This window comes from Paenibacillus sp. 1011MAR3C5, from assembly GCF_003591485.1.
In the GTDB taxonomy this organism is placed as follows: Bacteria; Bacillota; Bacilli; order Paenibacillales; family Paenibacillaceae; genus Pristimantibacillus.
On the sequence record NZ_QZCF01000009.1, the window covers coordinates 15,563 to 31,773 of the forward strand.

The 16,211-nt window shown below is 51.6% G+C and carries 15 protein-coding genes; 11 read left to right on the forward strand and 4 right to left on the reverse strand.

The window, feature by feature from the left end; all coding sequences use genetic code 11:
* Positions 1-35: 35 nt before the first annotated feature.
* A complete protein-coding gene (mtnK, locus tag D3P07_RS22155; protein WP_182914474.1) occupies positions 36-1,247 on the reverse strand; it encodes an S-methyl-5-thioribose kinase in 1,212 nt (403 codons plus the stop codon).
* Positions 1,248-1,426: 179 nt separating this feature from the next.
* Between mtnK and D3P07_RS22160 the strand changes: the two genes are divergently transcribed.
* The 7 genes from D3P07_RS22160 to D3P07_RS22190 all read left to right on the forward strand — a co-directional run bounded on the left by D3P07_RS22160 (position 1,427) and on the right by D3P07_RS22190 (position 7,806).
* Complete coding sequence (locus D3P07_RS22160) at positions 1,427-2,011, forward strand: DUF1802 family protein (protein WP_119802433.1); 585 nt, start codon at positions 1,427-1,429, stop codon at positions 2,009-2,011.
* A 146-nt stretch (positions 2,012-2,157) separates the two neighbouring features.
* The gene (gene sufC / locus D3P07_RS22165; protein ID WP_119802434.1) at positions 2,158-2,937 is read left to right on the forward strand and encodes a Fe-S cluster assembly ATPase SufC; all 780 of its coding nucleotides are present in this window, start codon (positions 2,158-2,160) and stop codon (positions 2,935-2,937) included.
* 22 nt (positions 2,938-2,959) lie between these two features.
* Entirely contained in the window at positions 2,960-4,267 is a 1,308-nt protein-coding gene (gene sufD / locus D3P07_RS22170) for a Fe-S cluster assembly protein SufD (RefSeq protein ID WP_119802435.1), read from the forward strand.
* Complete coding sequence (locus D3P07_RS22175) at positions 4,264-5,490, forward strand: cysteine desulfurase (RefSeq protein WP_119802436.1); 1,227 nt, start codon at positions 4,264-4,266, stop codon at positions 5,488-5,490. Before sufD ends, D3P07_RS22175 begins: the two co-directional genes overlap by 4 nt.
* Entirely contained in the window at positions 5,477-5,905 is a 429-nt protein-coding gene (gene sufU, locus D3P07_RS22180; protein ID WP_119802437.1) for a Fe-S cluster assembly sulfur transfer protein SufU, read from the forward strand. Before D3P07_RS22175 ends, sufU begins: the two co-directional genes overlap by 14 nt.
* A 5-nt stretch (positions 5,906-5,910) precedes the next feature.
* Positions 5,911-7,308, forward strand: a complete 1,398-nt coding sequence (sufB, locus tag D3P07_RS22185; protein WP_119802438.1) for a Fe-S cluster assembly protein SufB — start codon at positions 5,911-5,913, stop codon at positions 7,306-7,308.
* 168 nt (positions 7,309-7,476) lie between these two features.
* Entirely contained in the window at positions 7,477-7,806 is a 330-nt protein-coding gene (locus tag D3P07_RS22190) for a hypothetical protein (RefSeq protein ID WP_119802439.1), read from the forward strand.
* Between the two features lie 86 nt (positions 7,807-7,892).
* On the opposite strand, the gene D3P07_RS22195 is transcribed toward D3P07_RS22190, so the two are convergent.
* From D3P07_RS22195 to D3P07_RS22205, 3 genes are all read right to left on the reverse strand, one after another.
* Positions 7,893-8,966: an HD-GYP domain-containing protein gene (locus D3P07_RS22195; protein WP_119802440.1), complete on the reverse strand. Its 1,074-nt coding sequence runs from the start codon at positions 8,964-8,966 to the stop codon at positions 7,893-7,895.
* Between the two features lie 121 nt (positions 8,967-9,087).
* Complete coding sequence (locus D3P07_RS22200) at positions 9,088-10,116, reverse strand: ThiF family adenylyltransferase (RefSeq protein ID WP_259391653.1); 1,029 nt, start codon at positions 10,114-10,116, stop codon at positions 9,088-9,090.
* Positions 10,117-10,193: 77 nt separating this feature from the next.
* Complete coding sequence (locus D3P07_RS22205; RefSeq protein ID WP_119802442.1) at positions 10,194-10,931, reverse strand: molybdenum cofactor biosynthesis protein; 738 nt, start codon at positions 10,929-10,931, stop codon at positions 10,194-10,196.
* A gap of 102 nt (positions 10,932-11,033) precedes the next feature.
* Between D3P07_RS22205 and moaA the strand changes: the two genes are divergently transcribed.
* The 4 genes from moaA (at position 11,034) to yfkAB (ending at position 16,198) form a co-directional block, all read left to right on the forward strand.
* Positions 11,034-12,032, forward strand: coding sequence for a GTP 3',8-cyclase MoaA (gene moaA / locus D3P07_RS22210; RefSeq protein WP_119802443.1), 999 nt, complete (start codon positions 11,034-11,036; stop codon positions 12,030-12,032).
* A gap of 92 nt (positions 12,033-12,124) precedes the next feature.
* Complete coding sequence (locus tag D3P07_RS22215; RefSeq protein WP_259391644.1) at positions 12,125-13,564, forward strand: bifunctional metallophosphatase/5'-nucleotidase; 1,440 nt, start codon at positions 12,125-12,127, stop codon at positions 13,562-13,564.
* Positions 13,565-13,716: 152 nt separating this feature from the next.
* Positions 13,717-14,835, forward strand: a complete 1,119-nt coding sequence (locus D3P07_RS22220; RefSeq protein ID WP_119802444.1) for an HD-GYP domain-containing protein — start codon at positions 13,717-13,719, stop codon at positions 14,833-14,835.
* 211 nt (positions 14,836-15,046) lie between these two features.
* Positions 15,047-16,198 (forward strand): radical SAM/CxCxxxxC motif protein YfkAB, encoded by a 1,152-nt coding sequence (yfkAB, locus tag D3P07_RS22225; protein WP_119802667.1) that lies wholly within the window; start codon positions 15,047-15,049, stop codon positions 16,196-16,198.
* The last annotated feature ends 13 nt before the right edge of the window (positions 16,199-16,211 follow it).

Sequence of the window (16,211 nt, forward strand, 5' to 3'; positions counted from 1 at the left end):
TTGGTCCTCCCTGCGTAAATTGCAATGCCCGTAGGCTAACCTTGCATGGTTGTTTCTGTAATATCGATCAGTTCTTGAATGGATTGTGCACGACGATGGCGTCGGATCAGCTCCGTGCCGATCGTAAGGGCGCCTCTCTGTGCCTGCTCACGAATCTCATCGCTTGGAATTTTGTCGATGTCTGCGACATGGGCTAGCCCGACAATACGGCGCACGATCTTGCATCCTGCGAATCCGATGGAGTCCTGAAGCAATCGCTGCATGTAATAGTCCTGATAGCCCGGAGTGGAATTTGCCAGGCGATCGATGCCATGCTCATTCCAGAGCGAGCGGAACTTCCGATCGAATTGGGTCCACACATCTTCAATCGTATCCAGTAGATAACGGCGGAAGTCCTTGCGGGCTGCGTCGTCGCTGGTCCAATATTGCTGTCCGGCGTAATTCAGAATCAGATTCGCAAAAACTGCACCGACATCAAAGCCCATCGGGCCGAAATATGCGAACTCAGGATCGATCACCTTTGTGGATGCCGGTGTTGCGAAGATGCTTCCTGTATGCAAATCGCCATGCAGCAGAGCTTGAGCGTTAGTCAGGAATTTATCACGCAATATCGCAACTTCCAGATGCAGAGCACGATCGTTTCGAAGGGCTTCCGCAGCATCCTCAATCGCTGAAGGTACGTTATTGTTGGCCGAAACCGTATAGGGATCGTCGAATATAAGATCTTCGGTTATTTTGCACAGATCGGGATTAATGAAGTCCTTGACGCGCAGCTTCTTGTCCTGCTGGTTCATACCGAGATCGGATGTATAGAACAGGGTGTTGGCCATGAAGGTCGAGATATGATCCGCGAAAAGCGGATACTTCGTACCATTGAGCAGACCTTGCCGCATAATGATATGATCGCTTAGATCTTCCATAACGGTAAGCGACAGCTCCGGATCGTATTTGTATACGATTGGCACCAGCCCGGGAGCCAGCTTTCCTTCCAGAATGAGCTTCTCGCTCTCAATGCGTGCGCGGTCAAGCGTCAGAGGCCAAGACTCGCCAACGACCTTGGCGTATGGCAGCGCCTGCTTCATAATCAGGCTCTTGCCGCTCGCGTTATCTGTAATATGAAAGACGAGATTCAGATTGCCGTCCCCGATTTCCCGGCAAGCCAAATGAGCGCCGGCAGGGAAAAATCCGTCGATTCCGCTTGCGATTTCAATTGCTTCTTGTTCATTTAAGGCATGATACGTGGTCAGCTCGTCCACCTCCGATTTCTCTATTCGTTCCATTACCATGCCTAATAGTATAATGGATATTAATTCGCCATGGAATACCTTTAAGCGCCAATGATTGACTTCGCGGGCTGTTTTTTTCAAAATAGAGAGATAGGAAGGCGGCATCAGGAAAGAACCGCCAGATGGATGGGGGAGCTGGAATGACAGAAGGTTTGACGCGCCAGGCAATCGCACTGAAGGAATGGGCCGTATCCGTTATGGCGCTTCACGAAGGGGAACAAATTATCGTCATGCGCAAGGGCGGCATTATTGAGGAAACACGGGATTTTCAACTGCTGAGCCAAAGTTTCTATTTAATGCCCGCTTATGAGCATCAACGGAAGGAGTTGCTGAAGGAGGCATACCGCGATGGAATGGATGAGACGCTGAGCGAATGGTCGCCTGAAGCAGAGACCATCAAGCTGTCCGCCTATGCGGTCGTGGAGCGGGATATTGAGATTACAGATCAGGAGACGCTGGACAAGCTGCGCGATAGGCATATTTGGACCGATACGTTCGCCGAGGAACGACTTAAATGGAAAAAGAAAAATCCGCTTCACCTGATGCTGCTGAGAGTGTACAAGCTCGAAGAACCGGTCTATGCGCCAATGAGGCCTGCTTATTCAGGATGTAAATCTTGGGTAAGAATAGAGGATGAGATGAAGCAGCCGGCGATGAGTCCTGTTCTGACGCAAGCGCAGTTCGACAAGGAAACCGATCGAATCCTGTCCGCACTCGGAATTTAAGGGCAGAAATTCTCGACTAAAGAGGGCAGCCTGTCAACTCGTACGTTGATTTATAACTAAAGTTATATTAAAATGATTATTGAGAATCATTGAGAATCAAATTACCTAATCTACGATTAAACCAACCTTGGAGGGATCAGTATAATATGGCAACACAATTTGTCATCAACGGCCTCAAAGCCGAGATCGAAGGAAAAGAAATTTTGAAGGGCATCAACCTTGAGATCAAAGGCGGAGAAATCCATGCGATCATGGGACCGAACGGTACTGGTAAAAGTACGCTCGCTTCGGCTCTGATGGGTCATCCGAAATATGAAGTGACTGCAGGCAGCGCATCCATTGACGGTGAAGACCTGCTGGAGATGGAAGTAGACGAGAGAGCACGCGCAGGCCTGTTCCTGGCGATGCAGTATCCAAGTGAAATTCCTGGCGTAACAAACTCCGACTTCCTGCGCAGCGCAATCAATGCCCGCCGCGAGGAAGGCAGTGAAATTTCCCTGATCAAATTCATTCGCCAAATGGAAGGCAAAATGAAAGAGTTGGAGATGAATCCTGAATTCGCGCACCGTTACTTGAATGAAGGTTTCTCCGGCGGCGAGAAGAAGCGTAACGAAATTCTTCAAATGATGCTGCTTGATCCGAAAATCGTCGTGCTTGACGAGATCGACTCCGGACTTGACATCGATGCTCTCCGCATCGTTGCTAACGGTGTGAACGCTATGCGTTCTGAAGAACGCGGCTTCTTGATCATTACGCACTACCAGCGTTTGCTTAACTATATTACACCGGACTTCGTTCACGTAATGATGCAAGGACGCATCGTGAAATCCGGCGGTCCTGAGCTTGCTCAGCGCCTGGAGAACGAAGGTTATGATTGGGTGAAGGAAGAACTAGGCATTACAGACGAAACCGTAGGCCAGGCTTAATCGGAGAAGGGGGACATACGATATGAGTACACAACTAACCACTCCGACCGACCGCGGTTCTGCCGAGACGCTAGCTCGCGGCAAGGGTGAGCCGGAATGGCTGGTAGCGCTTCGCGGAGAAGCAGCGGAGCTTGCTGGTACGCTTCCATGGCCTAAGCCTGAGAAGGTCCGCATCGAGCGCTGGAATCTGACAGCTGTAGGCAGCTATGAGGCGTCCGCATCGGCGGCTTCGCTGGCTGATCTCCCTGCCAATGTGCAGGAGCTGATCGCGGAAGGTACGGAGAATCTGATCGTACAGCACAATTCCGGTGCTGTATGGAAGCAATTGTCGGCTGAATTGGCAGCCAAAGGCGTTATTTTCACCGATTTGGAGACGGCATGCAAGGAGCATGGCGATCTCGTTCAGCAATATTTGTTCCAGGCTGTGAAGAAGGACGAAGACAAGCTGACTGCTCTTCATGCAGCGCTATGGAACGGCGGCGTATTCGTATACGTGCCGAAAAACGTAGAAGTGGAGCTTCCGCTTCAAGCGATCTTGTTCAATGACAAGGCAGAAGCGACATTCGCTCCGCATGTTCTGATCGTAGCTGACGCCAATAGCCGTGTATCCTATGTAGACACGGTCGTATCCGACAAAGGCTCGATTAAAGGCGAATTCGTGCATCCTTCTATCGTTGAAGTATTTGTGAAGCCGGGTGCGCTTGTGCGCTTCGGATCTGTTCATTCACTTGGCGAAGGCGGCGTGGATATGACATTGCGCCGTGCTGTGGTAGAGAACGACGGACGCGTAGAGTGGGTAATCGGCGATCTCAACGACGGCCACACGCTGTCCGACACGAAGTCGATTATGAATGGCCAAGGCTCTACTTCCGACGTTAAGGTCATTAGCGTAGGCAAGAACGCCCAGCAAATGAGCTTGACGACGCAAGCGGTCCACTTCGGCAAGAGCTCCGACAGCAACATGATTACTCGCGCGGTTATGAAGGATTCCGCGTCGGCGATCATCAACGGCATCACGAAAATCGAGCATGGCGCAACAAAAGCGAATGGCGTACAGACTGAAAAGGTTCTGATGCTCAGCCCTAAGGCGCGCGGTGACGCGAATCCGATTCTGTTGATCGACGAGGACGACGTAACAGCGGGCCACGCAGCAAGCGTAGGCCAAGTCAACCCTGAGCAAGTCTACTACCTGATGTCCAGAGGAATAAGCAGGCAAGACGCTGAGCGGTTAATTATTTACGGATTCCTGGCTCCGGTCGTATCCGAGATTTCGGTCGAGGCGGTACGGACGCAGCTCCAGCGCTTGCTCGAAAGGAAGCTAGAGGGATGAATATACATGCGATACGGGAACAATTCCCGATATTGCATCAAGAAATAAACGGGCATCCGCTCGTTTATCTGGATAGCGCGGCGTCTTCTCAGAAGCCGCGTTCCGTCATTGATGCGGTCAAACGTTACTACGAGCTGGATAATGCGAACGTCCATCGCGGCGTTCATACGCTTGGTTCCAGGGCGACGGACGCTTATGAAGGCGCCCGTGCGAAGGTTGCCGCATTTTTGAACGCGGAGACGCCGGAGCAAATCATATTCACCAGAGGTACGACAACTGCACTTAACCTCGTCGCTTCGGGTTATGCTAGGACAGTCTGCGGAGAAGGCGACGAAATCGTAATTACGCCGATGGAGCATCACAGCAACCTGATTCCATGGCAGCAGGCTGCCAAAGCGACAGGCGCAACGCTCAAATATATTCCGCTTCAGCCGGACGGCACCATCTCGCTTGCGGATGTGGAGAATACGATTACACCGAATACGAAGGTCGTATCGGTCACTTACGTATCGAACGTGTTGGGTGTCGTGAACCCGATCAAGGAGATTGCAGCCATTGCCCATCGCAACGGCGCTATTATGGTCGTAGACGGCGCGCAAAGCACGCCTCATAAGCGGGTGGACGTTCAGGAGCTGGGCGTAGACTTCTATGCATTCTCAGGCCATAAAATGTGTGGTCCGACCGGTATTGGCGCTCTATACGGCAAGAAGGACCTTCTGAACGGAATGGAGCCCATTGAGTTCGGCGGCGAAATGATTGATTTCGTAGAGCTGTACGAATCCACGTGGAAGGAAATACCTTATCGTTTTGAGGGTGGCACGCCGATGATTGCCGCCGCGGTAGGACTGGGCGCCGCGATCGATTTCCTGGAGAGCATCGGAATGGATGAGATTGACCGTCATGAGAAGCAGCTTGCGGCATATGCTTACGATAAGCTGTCGACGATTGACGGGTTAACCATCTACGGGCCGAAGGAGAATCGTGTCGGGCTTGTCACGTTCAATCTGGATGATGTGCATCCTCACGATGTCGCTACCGTGCTGGATTCGAAGGGCATTGCGGTCAGAGCGGGCCACCATTGCTGCCAGCCGCTGATGCGCTGGCTGAATGTATCGGCGACGGCTAGAGCAAGCTTTTATCTGTACAATACCGAAGAGGACATCGATCGCCTAACCGACGGCCTAATTCAAACAAAGGAGTTCTTCGGTCATGCAATTGGATGATTTGTATCGCAGAGTGATTATGGACCATTACAAAAATCCTCGCAATCGCGGAACGCTTGCGGATGAGGCGGTTACGATCAACCTGAACAACCCGACCTGCGGAGATCGCATCTCCTTGCAGCTTCAGGTTGTGGACGGCAAGGTCGTGGACGCCAAGTTCACGGGCGAAGGCTGCTCCATCAGCATGAGCTCCGCATCGATGATGACGGAAGCCGTGAAGGGACAGTCATTCGATTCGGCCATTCAAATGGCGGAGAAATTCTCCGCACTTATGAAGGGCGAGCCAGTCGAGTTCGAGGAAAATGAGGATATTGAGGCGCTGTCTGGCGTGAATAAATTTCCTGCACGCATCAAATGCGCGACACTTGCGTGGAACGCATTGCGCAAAGGAATTGAAAATCAAAACAAGGAGTGAGATGAATGGCTAAATCGATGCCGGAAATGGAAGAATATAAATACGGTTTTCGCGACGAGCATAAGGCGATATTCCAATCGGGTAAAGGTCTGACTCCGGAAATCGTCCGTACGATCTCCGAGATGAAGAATGAGCCGGAATGGATGCTGGAATTCCGCCTGAAATCGCTTGAGCAATTCTACAAAATGGCAATGCCGCGTTGGGGCGGGGATTTGGACGATCTGGATTTCGACGATATCCAGTACTATGTCAAGCCTTCCGAGAAGCAAGGCAAGACATGGGAAGAGGTTCCGCAAGAAATTAAGGAAACGTTCGACAAGTTGGGCATTCCTGAAGCGGAGCAAAAATTCCTGGCAGGCGTATCGGCTCAATACGAGTCCGAGGTAGTTTACCACAGCATGCAGGAAGACCTGGAGAAGCAAGGGGTTATCTTCACCGATACGGATACAGCTCTTCGCGAATATCCGGAGCTGATGAAAGAATACTTCGGCACGATTATTCCTCCGAACGACAACAAGTTCGCGGCGCTGAACAGCGCGGTATGGTCGGGCGGCAGCTTCATCTATGTACCGAAGGGCGTTCAGTGTGATATCCCGCTGCAGGCTTACTTCCGTATCAACTCGGAGAACATGGGCCAGTTCGAGCGTACGCTGATCATTGCGGACGAAGGCAGCTCTGTTCACTACGTAGAAGGCTGTACAGCTCCAATCTACAGCACGAACTCGCTGCATAGCGCAGTCGTAGAGATTCTTTGCAAAAAGGATTCCCGCGTTCGCTATACGACGATTCAGAACTGGGCGCCGAACATCTACAACCTCGTTACCAAACGTGCAGTTGCGGACGAGAACGCGCAAATGGAATGGATTGACGGCAACATCGGCTCCAAGCTGACGATGAAATATCCGGCTGTTGTACTGCGAGGACGCGGTGCAAAAGGCATGGTTCTGTCGATCGCTGTTGCGGGCAAAGGCCAGCATCAGGACGCCGGCGCGAAAATGACGCATCTGGCGCCTGACACAAGCTCTACGATCGTATCCAAGTCGATCAGTAAGCATGGCGGCAAAGTAACGTACCGCGGTCTGGCATCGTTCGGACGCAACTCCGATGGCGCGAAAGCGAACATCAAATGCGATACGCTTATTCTGGATAACGAGTCGACGTCGGATACAATTCCGTACAACGAGATCCTGAACGACAACATTACACTGGAGCATGAAGCAACCGTATCGAAAGTGTCTGAGGATCAGTTGTTCTACCTGATGAGCCGCGGCTTGTCGGAGGACGAAGCGACTCAAATGATCGTTATGGGCTTCATCGAACCATTCACCAAAGAATTGCCAATGGAATACGCGGTAGAGATGAACCGTCTCATCAAGTTTGAGATGGAAGGCTCCATCGGCTAATCGATATAATCGAAGAATGCGTGTCCGGGATACCGGGCACGTATTTTTTTTGCATCAAGAAAAAATTTTCACAAAATCGACAAAATGATATGGAAACTTACAAATTAATCTGCTATATTAGTAAAGCATACATAAGTGGTACTATTTTCCTTGGGAGGTGAGAACTACATGACTGGATCTAGAGTAATGAAATGGGTTACAGGATCTTTTGAAATTCTGCTGGGAATTCCGCTTATCGGTGGAGCTTTCATTCTCAGTACTGCGTATGTCCCATTAGGAATTATGCTGATTCTTCACGTTGTGACGTTAATCCTATCGGCTAGTAACAAAGAGCCTAAGTATGGATCTATACTAGGCATCGTTACTTCCGTTGTAGCATGGATTCCATTCGTAGGTATGGCCCTACATATTATTACGGGTATCTTGTTGATGGTTACAGCTGCTAAGAAGTCAGCTCCTGCTAACTATCCGCATCCGCCACACGTATCGAACCTGTAGTAAAAAAGCGCCGTTCGGCGCTTTTTTTGTTATCCAAAAAGCCCTGCTCCCTTGTAAGGGCGGCAGGGCTTTCAATTATGTAACGATTAAATATAGACGTGCTTAATTTCGTAGTCGCGCTCGATCGTAAGGTCCAGGAATTGGTCGCCGATCTGAACGAGCGGACGGAAAAATTCCGCCGGATGCGTCATGACGATAATGCCCAGTTCGTCATGTCCCGTCACTTCGTTGCTTAGTTGAACATGCTTGCCAATAAAGTTCGGAATCATATGCTTGATGAAGGTATGCGTCGTTACCGGATCGAGCTGTGAGAAGCTCAGTCTATGAAGCTCTCTAAGTACGTACAGAAGATCGCGTTCCTTCTGATAGACTCTCGCAGAGATCATTGCGCTGTAAATATCGACGACCGCTATAATCTTCGATATCGGATGAATCTCATCCCCCTTGAGTCCGTTCGGGTAACCGCTTCCGTCCATCCGCTCATGATGCTGCAGAGCTCCCACAGCCAGCATGGAGTCTTCGAAGGATTGAAGGATAATGTCATGACCGTATTCCGTATGACGCTTTACTTCGTCGAATTCTTCGTTTGACAGCTTGCCTGGCTTGTTCAAGATCGCATCGTCAATCCTGCATTTGCCGATGTCGTGAAGAAAACCGGCTTTGCCGATCATGGCCGATTCTGCAGCCGAATACCCAAGCCAAGTGGCCAGGTAATAAGAGAGCATGCCTACTTGCACGGAGTGCTGATACGTATAATTATCGGACGTATTGAGCAGCAATAGCATGGAAACAACATCCCGTTCCAATTGCAAGTTTTGCAGGAGGGGCTGCAGTACGGCGGATACTTCATCATCATCTACCTTGCCGGATTGCACGGCGGAGGAGAAAAACTTCTCGAAGCTTTTGACTGCGTTTTCATAGATAGGTTGCACTTTAGGGAGCCACTTCGGATTGACCGTTGACTCGATCGTTCGTCCGGAACGCTTATTGCCTTGAACACGTTCCTCCACATCGACAAAATCGATTTGATGCTGCAGCAGGCGAGAAATTTCTGCTTTTGTCACTAATGTTCCCTTGGAGAGCACATGCAGCCCGTAATTATTAAAGATATCGCGGCTAAGTTGGTCTCCGTCTACCAAATCTGTTACATGAATCCTCATAGAGACACCTCTAATAATTATTATCTATTAAACAGTAGTATGTAAGCCCTATGCAGCATAATTCCTTTTAATAGTAGCAATCTATTCACACAATGGCAATATGAGGGACTGACAAATGCAACTAATTACCTAATAATTCGGCGTAAATCGACCTTGCCTTTGCCAAATCTTCGGTCCCTTGGACGATAGCGCGTCCGTCGGAGAATAAAACAAAGGTCATGCCGCCGGATAAATTCAGCCTGAGAAGATAGGGATTTTGATAGACTTGACCTGTCTCAGATAGTCGCTGAGCCATAGCATCCAGGTCTAGACAAGCGGATTGGCCGGGAGATAGCTGCACAGACTGGCGGCCGCAGAGAGCGGTGGCGAGCGTCTCGCGGCGCTGCTCATCCAGAAACTCATATCGCTGATTTCGGCATGCTGGACAATCGTCCTTCCGTGCTTCGCTAATATGGACTGGAAGCCAAGCATGATTCCAAAGATCTACTTGAAAGAGCGTGCGATGGAGGGCATCCCGATTGCCAGATAACAGCTTAATCGCTTCAGCCGCCTGAATTGAGGCAATAATATCCACAATCGGCGATAGGACGCCCGCCGTCTCGCAGGTATCCGTAGCGCCTGGAGCGGGCGGCTCGGGAAATAAGCAGCGGTAGCAGGGTGTCTCATGCGGAACAACCGTCAGGGTCATGCCAGTTGCGCCTACCGCGCCGCCGTAGATCCACGGGGTGCCCGACTTCAGACTGTAATCGTTAATTAGGTAGCGGACAGAGAAGTTGTCTGTACCATCCAGTATCAGATCGACATCTCCAAGCCATTGGCACGCGTTGGCCGAGTTCAAATCAACCATGACCGGTTCTACGATGACAGAGCTATTAATGGCTCTCAAATGCTCTGCCGCTGCAGCAGCCTTCGGGAGCAGTCTCTCTGCATCCTGCTCGGTATAGAGCATCTGCCGCTGCAGGTTGCTCCACTCCACAATATCGCGATCGATAAGGCGGGTATAGCCAACGCCCGACCGTACCAGGTGCTGGGCAAGCACGGAGCCAAGCGCCCCCATGCCAACGATGGCGATTCGGGCGCGCTGAAGCCGTTCTTGACCATCCAGTCCGATGCGGCTGTACCGAATCTGTCTCGAATATCGATCTTCGATAGAGGATCGTGCGTCAGCAGGTTGCCCGGCGATTGTATGGAACGGTTGTGAATGGTCTGTCATGATTGCCCCTCCTGTTATTCCGGCAAAGGAACGGTCGGATTCCAAGGCCCTTGCTGATGGCCCTTCCACTCAGAGCCATCTGCCCAAATTTCTTTTTTCCATATCGGAACGACCTGTTTCAGACGTTCGATCGCATAGCGGCTAGCTTCATAGCAGCTCTCTCTGTGAGGGGCAGAGACTGCGATAACGACGCTAATCTCCGCTAGCTCAACAATGCCGGTACGATGACTGATGGCGCATAGGGCTCCGGGCCAACGAGCGGCAATCTCATCGCCGATCTGGCGCATCATGGCAACAGCCATAGGCTCATAGGCCTCGTATTCCAGCCGGACGGTCTGCTGCCCTTGTGTCCATTCTCTTGTTGTGCCCACGAATACAATGGAAGCGCCATGGTCCTTTGTGATGACTTTGCGCAGCACATCATCCGAATGTAGGGCATCTGCTGTCACGATATAGAGCTCCTTATCTCCAGACTGGAGGCTATCCTGTACCGTATCTTCGCCCCCAGAGACAGGCGGCAGCAGAGCCAGCTCGTCCTCTGCACGCACAATGGCCTCATCCGCAGCGTACGTATGATTGCGGGCGACGAACGAGATGGAGAGGATGGCAGCGTGCTCAGGATGGACGCTGGCCAGTCGTTCTTTCAGCTCCCTGACGGTCAGCTGCTCCTCCGGCAAAGCCAGCATCAGCTGGGGGGCTGCAAGACGCTCCTGCAAACCGGCAAAAAGCTTGATTTTCCAATGAAATTCCATGTATGTAAACCTCTCGAATGTATGACGTTCAGTTGTCTCTAGAATACCATAGAACGAAAAAAAATGTTATGCTTGTAGGTACGATAGAAGGGAGCGAGCAGCATGAAAGCACTTAAGGACCGCTTTGGTCGAACGCATAATTATTTGCGGATCTCGGTAACGGATCGCTGCAATCTGCGCTGCGTCTACTGCATGCCAGAGGAAGGCGTGGCATTCACGGAAGCTTCCCATCTGCTTACGTACGATCAGATTGCTGAAGTCGTAGAGGTTGGAGCATCGCTTGGCATTACGAAGCTTCGGATTACAGGGGGCGAACCGCTTGTTAGGCCGGACTTGCCTAAGCTGATAGCCAGACTGTCGGGCATTCCCGGCATTGAAGATATTGCGCTCACGACCAATGGGGTATTCCTGGCAAAGCAGGCGCAAGCGCTGAAGGAAGCGGGGCTGACCCGTGTTAATATTAGTCTCGATACACTCGATCCGGGCAGATTCGCTTTCATCGCGAGGCGCGGCGAGCTGAGGAGAGTACTGGAAGGCATAGAAGCGGCGGCAGAGGCTGGCTTTCATCCCATCAAGCTGAACTGCGTGCTGCTGAAAAATGTGAATGAAGACGAAATTACGGAGTTTTTGAGGATGGCGTACGAAAAGCCGCTTCATGTCCGGTTTATTGAATATATGCCGATAGGCCATGCGGATGATAACTGGAGAAACCACTATTTGCCGTTGTCCCGCGTATTGGAAATCGCGAGTGAACGTTATTCCATCGCAAGGCGCGAAGATGTGAAAGGGAACGGACCGTCGGAGGACTGGGAAATCAAGGGTGGCGTCGGTTCCTTCGGTCTGATTCATCCGATCTCCGATCACTTCTGCAAGAGCTGCAACCGGCTGCGGTTGACGGCTGACGGCAGCTTGAAGCCATGCCTGTATTGGATGGATGAGCTTAATGTGAAGGGGGCTTTGGGCGACACTGCGGCAATGACGGAGATGTTCGCCAAGGCCATGGATATTAAGCCGGAAAATCATGAGATGGCGGCCAAGCTGGCGGATACGGCGCTGTCTCATGTTCCGACGGAGCGGCGCATGTCACAAATCGGAGGCTGACGGCTGCTGCAACCGGGCAAGGGTTGGTGTCAGCGGGAGCTTATGAATGTAGAAGCGGGATCATAGGGTTGCAATAGGGAGGCTGGTTGAAGTTGACGGAAGCCATGCAAGCACAAGTGGTGCTTCTGCACAGCAATGATATTCATAGCCGGTTGGAGAACGCCGCCCGCATCGCCGCAATCATTGCCGACGAGCGCAGAGTAATGGGGGCTCACCGCGTACTGGCTGTTGATATCGGTGATCATATGGATCGTATGAGAATGGAGACGGAGGGCAGCGAGGGCAGAGTGAATCTGGCGCTGCTCCAGGAAGCGGGCTATGAAGCGATCACGCTGGGCAATAACGAAGGGCTGACATATACGGGCGCAGCCCTTCATGAATTGTACAGCTCTCCTTCTCGATTTGCGGTCGTGTGCGCCAATATGACGCTGGACAGCACAGGAGAGAGACCGGACTGGATGCAGCCCGGCATCATTCTGGAGAAAAACGGCCTGAGTATCGGTTTGGTCGGAGCTACGGCTAATTTTCATCCGTTCTACAAGCTGCTAGGATGGACGACGACTGCACCGCTTGAAGCGATCCGGGAGCAGGTAAGCCTGCTGCGAAGCCGCTGCGATGTCATGGTCGTGATGTCCCATCTTGGCTTGCCGCTTGACCGCCAGATGGCGGAAGAGGTTCCGGGCATCGACTTGATTCTGGGCGCGCATACCCATCATCTGCTTGAGGAGCCCATAGTCATGGGAGAGACGACGATATGCGCCGCCGGCAAGTTCGGGGATTATATCGGGCGGGTGGAGATTCGGATAGATTCCGCAACAGGCAAGCCGGTCTTCAGCGCCTGCTGTCTTCCGACGGGAGCGTATGCGGAGCGGCCGGAGGCGGAAGCGATTATTAGCGCGTATGGAGAGGAAGCAAAGCTTCGGCTTGGCAAGGTGCTCGCCACGCTCGACCATCCGCTGCCTGCGCGGGTGGATCGGGAATCGGCGCTTCCCAATCTGCTTGCGGCAGGGCTGCGCCGATTAGCCGAGGCGGAGATCGGACTGGTCAATGCCGGGCAATTGCTTGGCGGCTTGGCCATTGGCGACGTATCGGCAGGGGAGCTACACGCGCTATGCCCGTCTCCCATTAATCCATGCCGGATGATGATAGCAGGGGCGCATCTGCGCGAAGCGCTGGAGCAGTCGCTCTTGAGCGAGTTCGTATATAAGCCGATCAGAGGCTTCGGATTCAGGGGCGAGGTGCTGGGCATGCTTGCCGTAGACGGGCTGTCGATCACTTACGATGCGAGTTGTCCGCCTATGAATCGAATTCTACATATGGAAGTGGGCGGTGAGCCGTTCCAGGATGAGAGGGTCTATTCGGTTGGCTCCATCGACATGTTCAGCTTCAGGGCGGGATATGAATCTCTGGCTAATGGAGAGAGCTACAGCTTCTTTTTGCCCGAGTTTATCCGGGATGTGATAGCCGGCGAACTCTTATCCGAGAGCGCCTTGGCTTGCTGCAATCAGCCTAGATGGCGGCCAATCGGGTGAAAATGTCGTAAAAAAACGATATATTGGCGTTTTCTGTCGAAAAATTAGGATATAATGGTTGAAAAATTGCGCATTTTCACGTAAATTAACATTAAAAGCGGTTTACTCCGATAAATATTGTATTGACGACATAAAGGGGAAGGACCGAGAAAATGCGTTTGCTACCGATTTCGCAGTGCGCGCCTGGGATGAAGCTGGCCAAGAAGATTTTTTCCGAAGACGGTATCGTCCTTCTTAGCAATCATATGGAGTTAACGACACGTCTCATTGCTCGGCTCGAGCAATGTGGCGTTCAATATGTATACATTGAAGATCCAAGAACGGCGGATGTTGAGGTGGCGCCTATCATTAGCGAGGATACGTTCCGGATGGCCATTAAGGAAATCCGCACGAGTTTCCGCGAGATGATGGATCGTCCCAAGCACCGGAAAGGCGTGACGTATCCCTATATCGCCCAGCCGTTCAAGAACTTAATGAATTCCATTATGGACGACTTGTCCAATCATAAAGACGCCATGATCATGCTGATGAACATGGGGACCGTGGACCACTATTTGTTCCAGCATTCGCTGAATGTATGCGTCTATACGACGCTGCTTGGCCTGTCGAACGGGTATTCACGGGAAGAAGTCATGACGCTCGGCATGGGAGCGCTGCTTCATGATATCGGCAAGACACAAATTTCGACGAATGTGCTCACGAAGCCGGGCAACCTCAGCGTTAACGAGTTCGAGATGATGAAGCGGCATGCGCAGCTTGGCTATGAGCTGCTCAAGGATGAACCGAATCTGCCGCTGCTGGTTGCGCATTGCGCATTCCAGCATCATGAGCGGCTGGATGGAAGCGGGTATCCGAGAGGCATCAAGGGCAACGAGATTCATGATTATGCGAAGTGGATCGGCCTTGTCGACTCCTATGACGCGATGACGACCAACCGTGTCTATCGTGCGCCGATGCTCCCTCACGATGCGATGGAGAGGCTGTATGCCGGCACAGGAACGCTGTACGAGCAGCGTATGCTGCAACTGTTCCGCGATAAGGTAGCGATCTATCCGATTGGCATTTCCGTCAAGCTGCATACGGGCGAGAGAGGCGTAGTCGTCGACTTGAACAATAGTTATCCGCATCGGCCTATTGTACGGGTCTTGTACAATGAAGGTGGCGAGGAGCTAAAAGTTCCTTATGAGGTGGATCTGTCGAAGCAGCTTACCGTCATGATAACCGGTGTGAACGATGAGGATCAGAATGTGCCGCTTGTATCCGGCATTTGACACATTTGGATAGGATTAGGGAGGGGCCGCAAGGCTCCTTTTTCTTTGCCGCAATTGATTCGTTTTCCGAGGGTATCGGATCTAATGCGGTTGTTCATCTTCGAAAGGTTCGCTAGCGCTTTTCTTTATTTGCTTCCTTTACCGTCTGACATTACAATGGTAGAGATGCGTTATTACGAGATTAAGAAGTCAGGTGTTGAACAAGATGAACATGCTACATACAGAAAATGACCAATACCGAGGCCCCGCTGTCCATCAGCTTGCCCCGTTAACCCCCAAGAATGATCCGTGGGACCCGATCCGTTCTCTTCATAAGTACGGAAGCCATCGACTGACCAGCGTGGAGATGACGGTCACGAATCTGTGCAATATGAGATGCGAGCACTGTGCCGTGGGCGATACGCTTGTAATGGCGGAGCCGGATAAAATTCCGATTCAGGATATGATTCTCCGGCTTGAGGAAGTGGAGCATCTGGAGACGATCAGCATTACGGGCGGCGAGCCGACATTCTCGGACCGAACCGTAAAGGACTATATGGTTCCGCTCTTGAAATACGCCAGAAGCCGAGGCGTACGCTCTCAAATCAACTCCAACGTGACGTTGCCGTACAGCCGATATGAGCAGCTTGCTCCCTATCTGGATGTGATGCACATCTCGTTCAATTACACGAATGCGGATGATTTCCATCAGATCGGCTTCGCCAAAGCGGGACATAGCGTGTCGCGTGATGCGGCAGCGAAGCTATATGACCGAATGATTGACAATGCGCGCAGATTGAGCGAAGCGGGCGTGCTTGTATCGGCCGAATCCATGATTAATTATCGCACGCATGACAAAATAGATGAAATTCATCAGTTGATCGTTGAGATGGGCTGCCAGCGTCATGAAGTCCATCCGATGTATCCGAGTTCGTTCGCCAAGGATCTGCCTGTCATCACGAGAGAACAGATGCGCCGCTCCATTGAGCTTCTTCTTGATAACCGCGATCCCCATGTGTGGATGCTGTTCGGGACACTGCCCTTCTATCATTGCAGCGACGACAAGGGAGAGCGTGAGCTGCTCACGCGTCTGGCTAATGAGCGGAACGTAACGGTTCGGAACGATCCCGATGGACGGAACCGGCTGAACGTCAATTTGTTTTCCGGCGATGTTTACGTGACCGATTTCTCCGACGTGCCTTCCTTCGGCAATATTGCCGATTCGAGGCTTGACGATATATTCGACAGATGGCTGCAGCATCCGCTGGCTCAAGGGGTGAATTGCCATTGTCCGGCTGCATCATGCTGCGGGCCGAATCTGCTTGTCAAAGATATGTATTACAAGGATGTTAATTTTCACATGAGAAGTGCCATACTTGAATAGAACTTAAGAGAGG

Bases quoted from the DNA above. Each gene is read 5' to 3' on its own strand.
- D3P07_RS22160 (WP_119802433.1), top strand. From the start codon at position 1,427: ATGACAGAAGGTTTGACGCGCCAGGCAATCGCACTGAAGGAATGGGCC.
- sufC (WP_119802434.1), top strand. From the start codon at position 2,158: ATGGCAACACAATTTGTCATCAACGGCCTCAAAGCCGAGATCGAAGGA.
- sufD (WP_119802435.1), top strand. From the start codon at position 2,960: ATGAGTACACAACTAACCACTCCGACCGACCGCGGTTCTGCCGAGACG.
- D3P07_RS22175 (WP_119802436.1), top strand. From the start codon at position 4,264: ATGAATATACATGCGATACGGGAACAATTCCCGATATTGCATCAAGAA.
- sufU (WP_119802437.1), top strand. From the start codon at position 5,477: ATGCAATTGGATGATTTGTATCGCAGAGTGATTATGGACCATTACAAA.
- sufB (WP_119802438.1), top strand. From the start codon at position 5,911: ATGGCTAAATCGATGCCGGAAATGGAAGAATATAAATACGGTTTTCGC.
- D3P07_RS22190 (WP_119802439.1), top strand. From the start codon at position 7,477: ATGACTGGATCTAGAGTAATGAAATGGGTTACAGGATCTTTTGAAATT.
- D3P07_RS22195 (WP_119802440.1), bottom strand. From the start codon at position 8,966: ATGAGGATTCATGTAACAGATTTGGTAGACGGAGACCAACTTAGCCGC.
- D3P07_RS22205 (WP_119802442.1), bottom strand. From the start codon at position 10,931: ATGGAATTTCATTGGAAAATCAAGCTTTTTGCCGGTTTGCAGGAGCGT.
- moaA (WP_119802443.1), top strand. From the start codon at position 11,034: ATGAAAGCACTTAAGGACCGCTTTGGTCGAACGCATAATTATTTGCGG.
- D3P07_RS22220 (WP_119802444.1), top strand. From the start codon at position 13,717: ATGCGTTTGCTACCGATTTCGCAGTGCGCGCCTGGGATGAAGCTGGCC.
- yfkAB (WP_119802667.1), top strand. From the start codon at position 15,047: ATGCTACATACAGAAAATGACCAATACCGAGGCCCCGCTGTCCATCAG.